The 13,955-nt window shown below is 68.0% G+C and carries 13 protein-coding genes; 7 read left to right on the plus strand and 6 right to left on the minus strand.

Annotated features, from left to right (window positions below):
• Positions 1-2 precede the first annotated feature (2 nt).
• Positions 3-884: a tryptophan 2,3-dioxygenase gene (locus tag J2X06_RS12395; protein ID WP_310062871.1), complete on the minus strand. Its 882-nt coding sequence runs from the start codon at positions 882-884 to the stop codon at positions 3-5.
• Between the two features lie 175 nt (positions 885-1,059).
• On the opposite strand from J2X06_RS12395, the gene J2X06_RS12400 reads away from it, so the two are divergent.
• The 6 genes from J2X06_RS12400 to J2X06_RS12425 all read left to right on the plus strand — a co-directional run bounded on the left by J2X06_RS12400 (position 1,060) and on the right by J2X06_RS12425 (position 9,290).
• The gene (locus J2X06_RS12400; RefSeq protein WP_310062873.1) at positions 1,060-4,743 is read left to right on the plus strand and encodes a Calx-beta domain-containing protein; all 3,684 of its coding nucleotides are present in this window, start codon (positions 1,060-1,062) and stop codon (positions 4,741-4,743) included.
• A gap of 152 nt (positions 4,744-4,895) precedes the next feature.
• Complete coding sequence (pdhA, locus tag J2X06_RS12405) at positions 4,896-5,969, plus strand: pyruvate dehydrogenase (acetyl-transferring) E1 component subunit alpha (protein ID WP_310062875.1); 1,074 nt, start codon at positions 4,896-4,898, stop codon at positions 5,967-5,969.
• Positions 5,966-6,997 carry an alpha-ketoacid dehydrogenase subunit beta gene (locus tag J2X06_RS12410; protein ID WP_310062877.1) on the plus strand — a complete coding sequence of 344 codons (1,032 nt, stop codon included), beginning with the start codon at positions 5,966-5,968 and terminating at the stop codon, positions 6,995-6,997. Before pdhA ends, J2X06_RS12410 begins: the two co-directional genes overlap by 4 nt.
• 3 nt (positions 6,998-7,000) lie before the next feature.
• Positions 7,001-7,354, plus strand: coding sequence for a peptide-binding protein (locus J2X06_RS12415; protein ID WP_310062878.1), 354 nt, complete (start codon positions 7,001-7,003; stop codon positions 7,352-7,354).
• Positions 7,355-7,459: 105 nt separating this feature from the next.
• A complete protein-coding gene (locus J2X06_RS12420) occupies positions 7,460-8,842 on the plus strand; it encodes a dihydrolipoamide acetyltransferase family protein (protein ID WP_310062881.1) in 1,383 nt (460 codons plus the stop codon).
• 61 nt (positions 8,843-8,903) lie between these two features.
• A complete protein-coding gene (locus J2X06_RS12425) occupies positions 8,904-9,290 on the plus strand; it encodes a VOC family protein (protein ID WP_310062883.1) in 387 nt (128 codons plus the stop codon).
• Between the two features lie 69 nt (positions 9,291-9,359).
• On the opposite strand, the gene J2X06_RS12430 is transcribed toward J2X06_RS12425, so the two are convergent.
• Both J2X06_RS12430 and J2X06_RS12435 read right to left on the minus strand, forming a co-directional pair.
• The gene (locus tag J2X06_RS12430; protein ID WP_310062884.1) at positions 9,360-10,451 is read right to left on the minus strand and encodes a GGDEF domain-containing protein; all 1,092 of its coding nucleotides are present in this window, start codon (positions 10,449-10,451) and stop codon (positions 9,360-9,362) included.
• A 198-nt stretch (positions 10,452-10,649) separates the two neighbouring features.
• The gene (locus J2X06_RS12435; protein WP_310062885.1) at positions 10,650-11,975 is read right to left on the minus strand and encodes a tryptophan--tRNA ligase; all 1,326 of its coding nucleotides are present in this window, start codon (positions 11,973-11,975) and stop codon (positions 10,650-10,652) included.
• A gap of 96 nt (positions 11,976-12,071) precedes the next feature.
• Between J2X06_RS12435 and J2X06_RS12440 the strand changes: the two genes are divergently transcribed.
• Complete coding sequence (locus J2X06_RS12440; protein WP_310062887.1) at positions 12,072-12,878, plus strand: hypothetical protein; 807 nt, start codon at positions 12,072-12,074, stop codon at positions 12,876-12,878.
• 130 nt (positions 12,879-13,008) lie between these two features.
• Here J2X06_RS12440 and J2X06_RS12445 read toward each other — a convergent pair whose 3' ends face one another.
• From J2X06_RS12445 to J2X06_RS12455, 3 genes are all read right to left on the minus strand, one after another.
• The gene (locus J2X06_RS12445) at positions 13,009-13,209 is read right to left on the minus strand and encodes a CsbD family protein (protein WP_310062889.1); all 201 of its coding nucleotides are present in this window, start codon (positions 13,207-13,209) and stop codon (positions 13,009-13,011) included.
• Between the two features lie 262 nt (positions 13,210-13,471).
• On the minus strand, positions 13,472-13,612 hold the full coding sequence (locus J2X06_RS12450) for an entericidin A/B family lipoprotein (RefSeq protein ID WP_310062890.1): 141 nt from the start codon (positions 13,610-13,612) through the stop codon (positions 13,472-13,474).
• A 117-nt stretch (positions 13,613-13,729) separates the two neighbouring features.
• Positions 13,730-13,864, minus strand: a complete 135-nt coding sequence (locus J2X06_RS12455; RefSeq protein ID WP_310062891.1) for an entericidin A/B family lipoprotein — start codon at positions 13,862-13,864, stop codon at positions 13,730-13,732.
• Between the last annotated feature and the right edge of the window lie 91 nt (positions 13,865-13,955).

The raw sequence follows: 13,955 nt of genomic DNA on the forward strand, positions 1-13,955 counted from the left end.
CATCACCCCGGCGTGGCGCCGTAGTCGCCGCCGGTGCCGATGCTGGTGCGCACCTCGAACAGCTCCGGGAAGAAGGTCAGTTCCAGTGCCTGCTTGAGGAAGCCCACGCCGCTGGAGCCGCCGGTGCCGCGCTTGAAGCCGATGATGCGCATCACCGTGCGCATGTGGCGGAAGCGCCACAGCTGGAACTGGCTTTCCAGGTCGACCAGGTCCTCGCACAGGTGGTAGGCCTCCCAGTGCGCATCGGTGTCCTCGTAGATGCGGCCGAACACCGGCAGCAGCGCCGGGTCGGACACGTGCGCCTGCGACCAGTCGCGCTGGACGTGCTGCGCCGGCACCGCGTGGCCGTGACGGGCCAGGTAGCGCAGCACCTCGTCGTACAGGCCGGGCGCTTCCAGCACTTCGCGCAGGCTCGCCTCGGCGGCCGCATCGTGCGAGAACACCTTGAGCATCGCCGCGTTCTTGTTGCCCAGCAGGAACTCGATGGTGCGGTACTGCAGCGACTGGAAACCCGAGGACGGCCCGAGGATCTCGCGGAACTCCATGTATTCCGACGGCGTCAGCGTCTCCAGCACGGACCACATCTCGGTGAGCTGGCGCAGGATGTTCTTGCAGCGCGCGAAGATCTTCTGGCACTCGCCGAGGCGGTCCTCGCGCAGGTGCACGACCGCCGCCTTGAGCTCGTGGATCATCAGCTTCATCCACAGCTCGGAAACCTGGTGCTGAACGATGAACAGCATCTCGTCGTGGTGCGGCGGGTTCGACAGGCGCTGTTGCGCGGACAGCAGCGTGTCCAGCTGCAGGTATCCGGAATAGGTCATCCGGCCGGTCAGGTCGGTGTGGATACCGGTTTCGAGCTCGCGCTCGTTCTTCTCGACGGTCATCGGTCTTGCGCGAAGGCGCGGGCGGGCATTGCGGCGGGGCACAAAGATTAACGCATCGGGCCGGCCCCAGCCCCCGGGGCGTCACCCGGATGTCATGCGCGGCGGGCAGGATTGCGGCACCATCTTGCCCGCGCCCGACGTCCGTCCCGCGCGATCTTCAGGGGAAAGGAAAGCCATGAAGCCAGTCCTGCGTCGCGCGGCGTTGGTCGCCGTGCTGTTGCCCGCAACACTGCTCGCAACGGAGGCCGCGCATGCGCAGGCCTGCATCAGTCTCAACGCCGTGGATGTCGCCGCCGTCGAGAACTTCGACACGCTGGCCACCAGCGGCACCGCCAACGCGCTGGCCCTGACGGGCTGGCAGCTGACCGAAAGCGGCGGCGGCGCCCGCGACAACGAGCTCTACGCCGCCGACACCGGCAGCGGCAATACCGGCGACACGATCAGCTACGGCAGCAGCGGCAGCGGCGAGCGCGCCCTCGGCGGACTACGCAGCGGTTCGCTGATCCCGATCTTCGGCGCCTGCTACACCAACAACACCGGCGCGCCCGTCACCGCGCTGGACATCGCCTACAACGGCGAGCAATGGCGCACCGGCACCATTTCGCGCAGCGACCGGCTCGACTTCCAGTACAGCCTCGACGCAATCAGCCTGGTGTCCGGCACCTGGATCGACGCCGACGCGCTCGATTTCGCGTCCACGCCGCGCGCCGTCACTGGGGCACTCGATGGCAACGCAGCCGGAAACCGCGCCGCGCTGGCCGCGAACATCGGCCAGCTGTCGATTCCGGCCGGCGCCACCGTGTGGATCCGCTGGACCGACCTGGATGCCAGCGGCGCCGACGACGGTCTGGCCGTCGACGACGTCCAGTTGACGGCACGAGGCGCCGGCGGCGGCCTGCCGGTGTTGTCCGTCGACGACGCCAGCGTCTCGGAAGGCGACGGCGGCACCACTTCGCTGCACTTCACGCTGAGCCTGTCGCGCGCGGCCGGTCCCGATGGCGTCAGCGTGCGCGTGACCACGGCCGATGGCACCGCCTCGGTAGCCGGTGGCGACTTCGACGCGCTCGACATGACCGCGCGGGTCGCGCCAGGCCAGAGCCAGGCCGACGTGTTCGTCATCGTGCGTGGCGACACCGTGCCCGAAGGCGACGAGACGCTGACGCTTCAGCTCGGCGACGCCACCGGTGCGACCGTGGCCGATGCGCTGGGCTTGGGCACGATCGTCAACGACGACTTCGTGGTCACCGCCATCCACGACATCCAGGGCAACGCAGCGGCCTCGCCGTACGCGAACGAGTTCGTCACCACCACCGGCATCGTCACCGGGCGCAAGAGCAGCGGCTTCTTCCTGCAGGCCAGCGACACGCAAGCCGATGCCGACCCGGCGACCTCCGAAGCGGTGTTCGTCTTCACCGGTGGCACGCCTCCGGCCGCTGCAGCGGTTGGCAATCTCGTGCGCGTGCGCGGCACGGTGGTCGAGTTCGTGCCGCCGCAGGACCCGGGGCAGGCACCGCTGACCGAGATCGGCGGCTCGCCGACGGTGACCGCGTTGTCGACCGGCAACGCCCTGCCCGCGCCGATTCCGCTGGATGCGACTTTCCCCGACCCGAACGGAGCGCTCGATCAGCTCGAACGCGTCGAAGGCATGCGCGTGACCGTGGCCAGTTTCACCGTCACCGCTCCCACCAGCGGCACCAAGAGCGGTAACCTGGAGGTCAACGCCAATGCGACCAGCAACGGCAACTTCCACGGCGTCGTCAGTGGCGTGGCGCGGCCGTTCCGCGAACCCGGCATCCAGGCGCCGGACATGCCTCCGGGCGGTGCAGTTACTCCACCGATCCCGCGCTGGGACTTCAACCCCGAGCTGATCAGCGTCGACAGCGATGCGCTCGGCGGCTCGGGCTACACGCTCAACCTGCCCGCCGGCACGGTGATCGATAACCTCACCGGCCCGCTCGACTTCGGCTTCCGCCGCTACACGCTGCTGCGCGACCCGGCGGTTCCGATCGCGCTGTCGCCGCTGCCGTTGCCGCGCGCCGCACGACTTCCGCGAGAGGACGAAGTCACAGTCGCCGCCTACAACCTCGAACGCTTCTTCGACACCGTCAACGACCCGGCCGTCAGCGAAACCGTGCTGACGCCGGCCGCGTTCGAGCGCCGCCTGGCCAAGGCCTCGCTCGGCATCCGCGAGTACCTGCACTCGCCGGACATCGTCGCCGTGGTGGAGATGGAAAACCTGTCGACGCTGCAGACGCTCGCTCAGCGCATCGGCAGCGATGCACTCGCGGCGGGACAACCGGATCCGCAGTACGTCGCCTACCTGCAGGAAGGCAACGACATCGGCGGCATCGATGTCGGTTTCCTGGTCAAGAACGCCGAAGTGGCGACGGGCATTGCCCGCATGGAAGTGGTCGCGGTCACGCAGATCGGCAAGGACCTGCAGTGGCAGCAGCCCGACGGCACGCTGGCCACGCTCAACGACCGTCCGCCGCTGCTGCTGGAAGCCGTGGCGCACTACGCCGACGGCCGTGCCTGGCCGCTCAGCGTGATGGCGGTGCACCAGCGCTCGCTCAACGATGCCGAACTCGACGATGCCACCGGCCAGCGCGTGCGCCTGAAGCGCCAGCGCCAGGCCGAGTACCTCGCCACGGTGATCGATGAACGCCAGAAGGTTTCGCCGCAGACGCGCCTGGTGGTGCTGGGCGACTTCAACGCATTCGCCTTCAACGACGGCCTGGTCGATGCGATGAACGTCGTCAGCGGCACCCCGACGCCGGACGACCAGACCGTGGTGCCGGGCGACGGCGTCGATCTGCTCGAAACCGACCCGGTCAACCTGGGCGAACTCGCGCCGCCGCAGGAGCGCTACTCGTTCGTCTTCGACGGCAACGCGCAGACGCTCGACCACGTGCTGGTCAACGAGGAACTGGTGCTCAACACCACCGTCGCCGAAATCGACCACGCGCGCATCAACGCCGACTTCCCCGAGACCGACCGCAACGGCACGCTGACGCGACTGGCCGACCACGACCCGGTGGTGGCCTACTTCGCTCCGCGTGCACGTGCCGATCTGGCCGTCGCCGCGCAGGCCGGCACCGCCACGGTGCGGATCGACCAGCCGCTGCAATTCGCCGCGACGCTGGCCAATCACGGTCCGGACGCCGCGGACCACCCGGGCATCGGTTTCGCGCTCGATGCGCAGCTGCCGACGATGACCGTGGCCGCACCGTCGAGCTGGACCTGCGACGCCGCGCAGGTCGGCAACGGCACGACCTCGGTCGCCTGCAGCGCCAGCACCCTCGCCCACGATGCGTCGGCGGCGTTTACCGTGCAGGCCGTCGTGCCGCCTGCGCTGGTCAATGGCGCCGTGACGCTGGCGGTGGCGACTCAGGCCCAGTCGCTGGATCCGGCCCCGGGCAACAACCAGGCCAATGCCACGATCGGCGTCACCGGCCAGGCCGACCTGGCGGTGACCCTCGCCGGTCCGGCCAAGAAGCTGCATTACGGCCTGGTCGAGGCATTCCCGGTGACGCTGCGCAACGCCGGTCCCGACGCAGCCTGGCAGCCGGTCGTAACGTTGATCGGCGACGCGCCGGCGGCGAACGTCGCCATCGATGCACCTGCCGGCTGGGCCTGCGCGGTGAACGGCGACGCCGTCCGCTTCGAGGCTGCCTGCCGGCTCGACGGGCCGCTGGCCAGCGGTGTCAGCGCGGGCTTCGACGCCAGCATCCGCATTCCAGCGCGTCCCGACAGCACCCGGTTCCTGACGCTGCGGGCGACGACCGCCGCGGCCACGCCCGATGCCGCGGCCGCCGACAACTCGGCCGGTTATGCAAACAGGGTCGTCGGCGTGCCCTGATCGGCAACTCCAGACCCCTACCTGACAGAGCGCGGCTTCGGCCGCGCTCTTTTTTTTGACCGTACGCCGCCGCTTTGCCGCAGCGCGCAACGGGACATTTACGCCCCGCGGGTATCATCTTCGGTTCGTCTGACCGCCAGGATTTCCACGCGATGAGCGTCGCTGCAACGTTCGAAATCGAGTACCTGCAATACCTCGGCCCCGACGGCAAGCCGGTCGCCGAGCTGCCGCCGGCCTTCCGCGATGCCAAGGCGCTGCTGCCGCTGTTCAAGCAGATGCTGTTCGTGCGCACCTTCGACACCAAGGCCATCGCGCTGCAACGCACCGGCAAGCTGGGCACCTATGCCAGTTGCCTCGGCCACGAGGCCACCCACGTCGGCATCGGCGGCTCGATGCAGCCCGATGACGTGTTCGCACCCAGCTACCGCGAGTACGGCGCGCAGTTCATGCGCGGCGTGAAGCCACGCGAGGTGCTGCTGTACTGGGGCGGCGACGAACGCGGCAACGATTTCTCCGGACCGAAGCACGACTACTCCTGGTGCGTTCCGATCTCCACGCAGTGCCTGCACGCCGCCGGCGCCGCGCTCAACTTCAAGCTGCGCAAGCTGCCGCAGCTGGCCGTAGCCTGCTGCGGCGACGGCGGCTCATCGAAGACCGACTTCTACGCCGCGCTCAATTCCGCCGGCGCCTACCAGCTGCCGCTGGTGTTGTGCGTGATCAACAACGGTTGGGCGATCTCGGTGCCTCGCTCTGCCCAGACCGGCGCCAAGACGCTGGCGCAGAAAGGTTTGGCCGGCGGCCTGCACTGCCTGCAGGTCGACGGCAATGACCTGATCGCCGTGCTCGAAGGCATGCGCCGCGCCTCCGAGCGCGCTCGCAACGGCGAAGGCGGCAGCGTGATCGAATTCCTGACCTACCGCCTGCACGACCACACCACCGCCGACGACGCCCGCCGTTACCGCAACGAGGACGAAGTGAAAGCCGCCTGGACGCGCGAGCCGATCATGCGCCTGCGCAACTACCTGACCGCGCAGGGCGTGTGGAGCGAAGCGGAAGAAAAGGCGTGGGCCGAGGAATGCGGCAAGCGCGTCGACGAGGAAATCAACGCCTACCTCGAAACGCCGGTGCAGCCGGTCGAGGCGATGTTCGATTACCTCTATGCGGATCCGCCGCCGGACTTGCTGGCGCAACGCGCGTTCGCGCTCGCCCTGGAGGGCCGCCGATGAACGCCGAGAACGCAACCAAGGCCGACGCCGGCAAGAACACCGCCGCGCCGGCCGCGATCACCCTGATCGAGGCCATCACCCAGGCGCTCGCCTACGAGATGCGCGCCGACGACACCGTGCTGGTGCTCGGCGAGGATGTGGGCGTCAACGGCGGCGTGTTCCGCGCCACGGCCGGCCTGCAGCAGCAGTTCGGTCCGGAACGCGTCCTCGACACGCCGCTGGACGAGACCACCATCGCCGGCCTCACCGTCGGTCTTGCTTCGCAGGGCATGAAGCCGGTGGCCGAATCGCAGTTCGACGGCTTCGTGTATCCGATGGTCGACCACATCATCTGCCACGCCGCGCGCTTTCGGTACCGTACGCGCGGCCGCCTGACCTGCCCGATGGTGCTGCGCGTGCCGTGGGGCGGTGGCATCCGCGCGCCGGAACACCACAGCGAGGCCAACGAGGCGATCTTCACCAACGTGCCCGGCCTGCGCGTGGTGATGCCGTCCTCGCCGGCGCGCGCCTACGGCCTGCTGCTCGCCGCGATCCGCGACCCGGATCCGGTGATCTTCATGGAACCCAAGCGCATCTATCGCCAGTACAAGGAAGTGGTGCCCGACGACGGCGAAGCGCTGCCGCTGGACGTGTGCTACGTGCTGCGAGATGGCACCGACGTGACCCTCGTGACCTGGGGCGCACAGGTGAAAGAAACGCTGGAAGCGGCCGAGAAGCTGGCCGGCGAAGGCATCAGCGCCGAAGTCATCGACGTCGCCACGCTGCGCCCGCTCGACTTCGCCACGATTGCCGAATCGGTCAGCCGTACCGGCCGCTGCGTGATCGTGCACGAAGCGCCGAAAACCGCGGGCTTCGGCGCCGAGGTCGCCGCACGCCTGGCCGAGGAGTCGATGTACGACCTGCTCGCACCGGTCGAACGCGTCACCGGCTATGACACGCACATCCCGCTGTTCCGCCTGGAGATGAAGTACTTGCCCAGCGTCGATCGCATCGTCGCCGCAGCCAAGCGGACGCTGGCGGCGGGCTGAGGCATGCGCCGCGCCCGCGTCGTTGTTTCGCACCGCGCCCCGGATCGCCCGGCGATCCAGGTGGCGCGTGGCGAGGCGGTGACGCTGGGCGATCGCGACCGCGACTGGCCGCAGTTCGTGTGGACCACGATTGCCGAGGGCCACGGCGGCTGGATGCCCGCGGCGATCTTCGACGCGGACCATGGCCCTGCCATGGCGCTTTCGGACTACGACACGCGCGAGCTCGACGCCGACTCCGACGAGATCCTGGTCCTGCACTACGAGCTTGCGCAGTGGTGGTGGGCCGAGAATTCCAAGGGACTGCAGGGCTGGATTCCGGCGCGTGCGCTGGAATTCCTCGAAGTCGACGACCCGTAGGGCAGGCCTCGGCCCGCCGCTTCTGCCACCTTTGCAAACGCATTCCAGACACCGGCTTTCCACCATCACCCGGCGGGCCATGGCCCGCCCTACAAGAGAAGCGTTATGAGCCAAACCAAGACCTTCCTGCTTCCCGACCTCGGCGAGGGCCTGCCTGACGCGACGATCGTCGAGTGGTTCGTGAAGGTGGGCGACACGATCCGGCTGGACGACAACCTGGTGTCGATGGAGACCGCCAAGGCCGTGGTCGAAGTGCCGTCGCCGGTGTCGGGCAAGGTACTCAAGCTCGCTGGCGGTCCGGGCGACGTGATCGTCACCGGCAAGATGCTGGCCGAGTTCGAGGTCGACCCCTCGATGCCGCAGCGCGCCGAAGGCCAGGACACCGGCCACCATCACGGCGCCGGCAGCCACGTGCCCAGCGACGGCGACAAGGTCATCGCTTCCGACGACGGCGGCACCATCAGCGCCGCCGGCACGCCCCAGCCGCAGGCCGACAAGCGCGATGACGCCGGCACCGTGGTCGGTGCGATGCAGACCTCCGATGCCGTGCGCAGCGAGCAGGCGGTCGCCGTCGGCGGCGTCAAGGCGATGCCGGCGGTGCGCGCACTGGCGCGCAAGCTCGGCGTCGACCTCACCCGCGTGCGCGCCACCGGTGGCGAAGGCGTGGTGACGATGGACGACGTCAAGCGTGCGGCGGCCGATGGTTCGGCCAAGGCCGGCGCCGCGCCGGTCGCGCGTGCCGCCGACCGCGCCGGCGCCGCTCCCGCGCCTGCGGCCGCACCGGCGGCGCGCAGCACGCTGTCGCAAGCCGGCAAGCCGATGCGCACGCAGCCGCCGGGCGTGAGCGCCAGCGGCCAGCCCGAGCAACTCAAGGGCGTGCGCCGCAACATGGCGCGCGTGATGGCCGATGCGCACAGCAAGGTCGTGCCGACCACGCTGGTCGACGACGCCGACCTGCACGCCTGGATCGGAAAGCAGGACATCACCGCGCGCCTGGTGCGCGCGATCGTCACCGCCTGCAAGACCGTCCCGGCGCTCAATGCCTGGTTCGACGGCGATAACCTCAGCCGCACCCTGCATCCGCAGGTCGATATCGGCATCGCGGTCGACACCGAGGATGGCCTGTTCGTGCCGGCGCTGCGCAACGCCGACATGCTCGACGGCACCGGCATCCGCACCGCGATCCAGCGTCTGCGCACGCAGGTCGAGGACCGTTCGATCCCGGCCAGCGAACTGAGCGGCTACACGATCTCGCTGTCCAACTTCGGCATGTTCGCCGGCCGCTATGCGACGCCGGTGGTGGTGCCGCCTTGCGTGGCCATCATCGGCGCCGGCAAGCTCAGCCATGACGTGGTCGCGGTGATCGGTGGCATCGAGGTGCATCGCCGCATGCCGATCTCGCTGACGTTCGACCACCGCGCCTGCACTGGCGGCGAAGCGGCGCGTTTCCTCAAGGCGTTGCTGGACGACATGTCGTTGCCGAACTGAGAGTCCGCGACGCTTCGAAAGCCCAACGGCGGGCCCATGGCCCGCCCCATGGAGAACCCTCATGGCACATCGCAGTCGCCTTGCCGGTTTCATCATCGATTGCCAGACCGATGACCTCGACGCCGCCGCCTCGTTCTGGAGCAGGGCGCTGGGCATGACAGTCGCCGATCCCGACGCCGGCGACGAGCCGGGCACCTACGTGAATTTCGGCGAAACACCGGCCGAGCTGGCCATCGAAGTGCAGAAGGTCGATCACCCCTCGCGCGTGCACCTGGACATCGAAGCCGACGACATCGAGGCCGAGGTGGCGCGCCTGGAGACACTGGGCGCGAAGAAGATCGAGTTCATCAAACGCTGGTGGGTAATGGAAGCGCCGACCGGCCAGCGCTTCTGCGTCATCCGCATGCGTCATCCCGAGCGCGGCAGTACGCCCAACCATTGGGATTGATCGAGCGGCGATGCCGCTTACGCATCATCGAGTCGATGAGGCTCGACAACAGCGCGAACAAACGCGCGCTCAGCCGCGCCAGGTGTCGTCAGCCACGATCCGGTTGCGACCGGTCGCCTTGGCGCGATACAGCGCCTGGTCGGCGCGATCGAACACGCGTTCGGACCAGTCGCGGGTGGGCTCGCCCGCCGCCAGTCCAATCGACACGGTCAGTGGAAACGGCAACGCGGCGCGCGCGATGTGCTGGCGGATGCGCTCGGCTACCTGCGTCGCGCTGGCCAGGCGGGTGTCGGGCAACAGGATCAGGAATTCTTCGCCGCCGTAGCGCACCGCGACGTCGTCGTGCCGGATCGACCCGGCCACGGCATCGGCGACCGCTCGCAGCGCGCGATCGCCGAGCAGGTGCCCATGGCGGTCGTTGACCTGCTTGAAGTGATCGACGTCGAGCAGCATCAGCGTGTAGGGCGCGTGCTGCAGCTTGGCCATCGCCGCCGGGTTCTCGCGCAGTTGTGACAGCGCGGCACGATTGAGCAGGCCGGTCAGCGCATCGTGCGTGGCGCTGTGTTCGAGCTGGTCGTTGCGCCGTTGCAGGTCGGCGCGCGCGTCTTCCAGGCGCTTGGCCAACGCCTCGCGTTCCGACAACAGCCGACGCTGTTCCAGGGCGTAACGGCGCAGCTCGAGCAGGTGCTGGGTCTGGCGCGCCAGCACTTCCAGGCCTTCGCGCTGGCCCTGACGCAGGCGGCGCGGCCGCACGTCCATGACGCACACGGTGCCGAGCGCATGGCCATCGGGACTCAGTAGCGGTACGCCGGCGTAGAAGCGCAGCGGTTGTCCGTCGATCCGCATCGAAGTCCGCGGATACAGCGATTGCGCCTCCAGGTCGTGGATGACCAGCGCATGTCCCGGCTGGCGGATGGCGCGATCGCAGATGGCCTCGCTGCGCGGCGTCTGCCGCACATCCAGGCCGATCTGCGCCTTGAACCACTGGCGGTCGTGATCGACCAGCGAAATCGCCGCGGCCGGCGCGTCGCACAGGCTCATCGCAAGCCGGACGATGTCGTCGTACGCCTGCTCGGGCACGGTGTCGACCACGGCATAGGCGTCGAGCGCGGCCTGGCGGCTGACTTCATCCGGCAGTGGCAGGGACAGTACGGCGGACATCGGACAGGGGGACTTCAGGGGGCGTCAGGCTATCCTTCCCTCGAGCCTGAACATGTGACCCTCCGCACAGGGGGACCATACGCTGCGAGGCGGCAACGCCTGCGGGGCTTGCGGTTCAGCCAAAAAGGGTTCGGCTGGCTATTCAGGCAACGGATGAACCGGAGGGGCGCCGGAAGGCCCGCGTCAGGTCCAGCCGGTTCAAGCGTCCTCGGCGGCGAACTGGGCCAGTGCCTCCACCACCTCGGTGAGCTCCACGCCCTCGTGCAGATGGCCGATCAGATCCTCGCCCAGGTGCACCGCCGCGTTTCCGGCGTGATGCAGCGCCGCGCCGCCTTCCTGCTTCAGGCGACCGATGAGTTGGCCAGCCGTGCGTGCCGAGTCGTGACCGACGCTCTGCAACAGCAGGCGATCGCCATCGACGAGCTTGAAGTAGAAGCGCCCGTCGCTTTCGCGATACTGCTTGAAGTTCGGCAGCGCAGTCTTCGCCGCTTTCCTGGCACCACCGGCAGTCACCTGCGACAGATCGCGCAGGCCAACCGCCGTGCGCAGTGCTTGCAGCGTCGGGACGGCGTAACGCTCGCGCAGGCGCTTGGCGCCGTCGCGCAACACCGCCTCGATATCGGCAGGACGTGCGATCAGCGCTTCGTACTTCTCGCGCTGCGGCGCGATCTCGGCATCGATGCGCTCGAACAGCGCTTGCTTGGCCTCGCCCCAAGCGATGCCGTCGGCAAACGCGCGGCGCATCGCTTCGGTTTCCTGCTTCGACGCGAAGGCCTGGTAGAGCTGGAACACGTTGGAGTTGTCGGCATCCTTCGTCTCGCCCGGCGCGCGCGAATCGGTGACGATCGAATAGATCAGCTTCTTCAGCGTTTCGCGCGGCGCGAACAGCGGGATCGTGTTGTCGTAGCTCTTGCTCATCTTGCGGCCGTCCAGGCCGGGCAAGGTCGCCACGTTCTCCTCGATCGCCGCCTCGGGCAGCGCGAAGTGTTCCCCATACAGATGGTTGAAGCGCTGGCCGAAATCGCGCGCCATCTCGATGTGCTGGATCTGGTCGCGACCGACCGGCACCTGGTTGGCGTTGAACAGCAGGATGTCGGCCGCCATCAGCACCGGGTACATGAAAAGTCCCGCGGTGATGCCGGCGTCGTCGTCCTCGCCGTCGATCCGGTTCTTGTCGACGGCGGCCTTGTAGGCGTGGGCGCGGTTGAGGATGCCCTTGCCGGCGACGCAGGTCAGCAGCCACGTCAGTTCGTTGGTCTCGGGGATGTCGCTCTGCCGATAGAACCACACCTTGTCCGGCTCCAGTCCGCAGGCCAGCCAGGTCGCGGCGATCTCGAGCGTGGAGCGCTGCACGCGCGCCGGGTCCTGCACCTTGATCAGGGCGTGGTAGTCGGCCAGGAAGTAGAAACTCTCCACGCCGGGCGCGTGGCTGGCGGCCACGGCGGGGCGGATCGCGCCGACGTAGTTGCCCAGGTGCGGGGTGCCCGAGGTGGTGATGCCGGTAAGGACGCGGGTAAGGCTCATCGAACGCTGACGCTTGGGAAAACGGCCTCACAGTGTACCCAACCCCGCGACCGGCCCCGGCACGTTCAACCCGGCGACCCCTCCGGAGACGCCGTCATGTTGCGCACCCTTTTCGTCCTCCTCGCCGCGCTGGCCGCCGTGGCCTGTGTCCCGCTGGAAGCCCGCCCGCTGGTCGAGATGGCCGTCGTCGATCGCGATACCGGCCAATGGCTCGATCCGGTCCGGCATGCAGGCCAGCGCTGGATCGCCGGTACGCCCGGCCATCGCTACTCGGTCCGCCTGACCAACACCACCGGCCGCCGCGTGCTGGTCGTGTTGTCGGTCGATGGCGTCAATGCGGTGACCGGACAGACCGCGCATCCCGAGCAGACCGGTTATGTGCTCGGCCCCTGGCAGAGCAGTGAGATCCAGGGATGGCGCAAGTCGCTGGACGAGGTCGCGCAGTTCGTGTTCACCGACCTGCCCGACAGTTACGCCGCACGCACCGGACGCCCCGACGATGTCGGCGTGATCGGCGTGGCGGTGTTCGAGGAGGCACGGCGGTGGTACGACGAGTACCCGGTTCCCATCGCTCGCGAATCCATGGGACGCGAGGACGGCACGCGCAGCGAGCGCAACGCAGCCAAATCGGCCTCCCCTGCGGCGGAGTCTCGATCAGCGGACTCCGAGGCGGCGGCACAGTCGATAGGCACTGGCCACGGCGCGCGCGAATGGTCGCAGGCCTCGCGCACCGGCTTCGAACGGGCATCGCGTGCGCCTGTCCAGATCAGCGAACTGCGTTACGACGACCACGATGCGCTCGTCGCGCGCGGCGTGTTGCGCCCCTATCCGCGGTATCGCTGGCGCGATCGCCCGCATGCCTTCCCCGAGGGATTCGTCGCCGACCCACCCGGCGACTACTGACGTCGCATGGGCGGACCGCATACGGCGACGGGCCGGTCGCATTGACCGGCCCGTCGGTTACCGCCCGCGAAGCGCGTCCCGGTCGGCCCCTGCCGACCCCATGCCGGCGCGCTGCGCAGGCAAGGACGATTCAGTGCAGGCTCTTCTCGAAGTCGCGCACTTCGCGCTCTGCGCGTTCGCGCTCCCATCCATAGCGTTCCTGAAGGCGACCGGCGAGGTATTCGGCATTGCCCTGCGCCACATCGATGTCGTCGTCCGTCAGATCGCCCCACTTGGCATGCATCTGACCCTTCAGCTGGTGCCACTTGCCCGCAATCATGTCTTTGTTCATCTGATACATCCTCACTCTCTGGCGCGACTCATCGATGTCGCACCGGGAATGATTGCGTCTCGCGCATTCGTGGAAGGTCAGCATGATGTTAGGCGCGCCTTGATCAGCGTGAATGCACGGCGGCGCGGGTGAACAATTCAGCGTTTTTTCATCGTCGCAATCAGTTCACTGATGTTGAAGCAATGCAGCTCGACAAGCAGGAAAGACAAAAAGAAAAGCCGGAGAAACTCCGGCTTTTTCTTTTATCAGGCTGTCGGCCGCGTCAGTTGTCCTTGTCCGCTGCATCCTCGACCTTCTCGCCGGCCTTCTGTACGTCCTTTCCTGCGCCGGCCATGGTATTGCAGGCGGAGAGGACGCTCAGCGAGAACAGTACCAACAGCATCAAAGCAATCGAACGCTTCATGGATCGTCTCCTTGGACGGTGGCGGGGACGCGACCCGACGGGCCGTATCCGCCATGCCATCACACCGCCTGCTGTGTGAAATCGGCGTGCACCGCCAGGCACCCCGCTGGCTGGGGTTCAGTTCTTGGCGCCGCTCTCCATCTTCTCGCCGACCTTCTGCACGTCCTTGCCGAAGCCCTCGACGGTGTTGCAGGCGGACAGGCCGCCGATCGTGACAAGGGCCAGCAGCAGCAGGGCAATGGTTCGCTTCATGGGGTTCTCCGGTAAGTATTGAAGGGTTTGGCGAAGGGGGGCGCCGGCTCTGGAGCCCCCTGTCGCCGCCTGGGCAAAAGGGTGGCCGATC

This window comes from Lysobacter niastensis (assembly GCF_031457115.1).
Lineage (GTDB): Bacteria > Pseudomonadota > Gammaproteobacteria > Xanthomonadales > Xanthomonadaceae > Lysobacter_J > Lysobacter_J niastensis_A.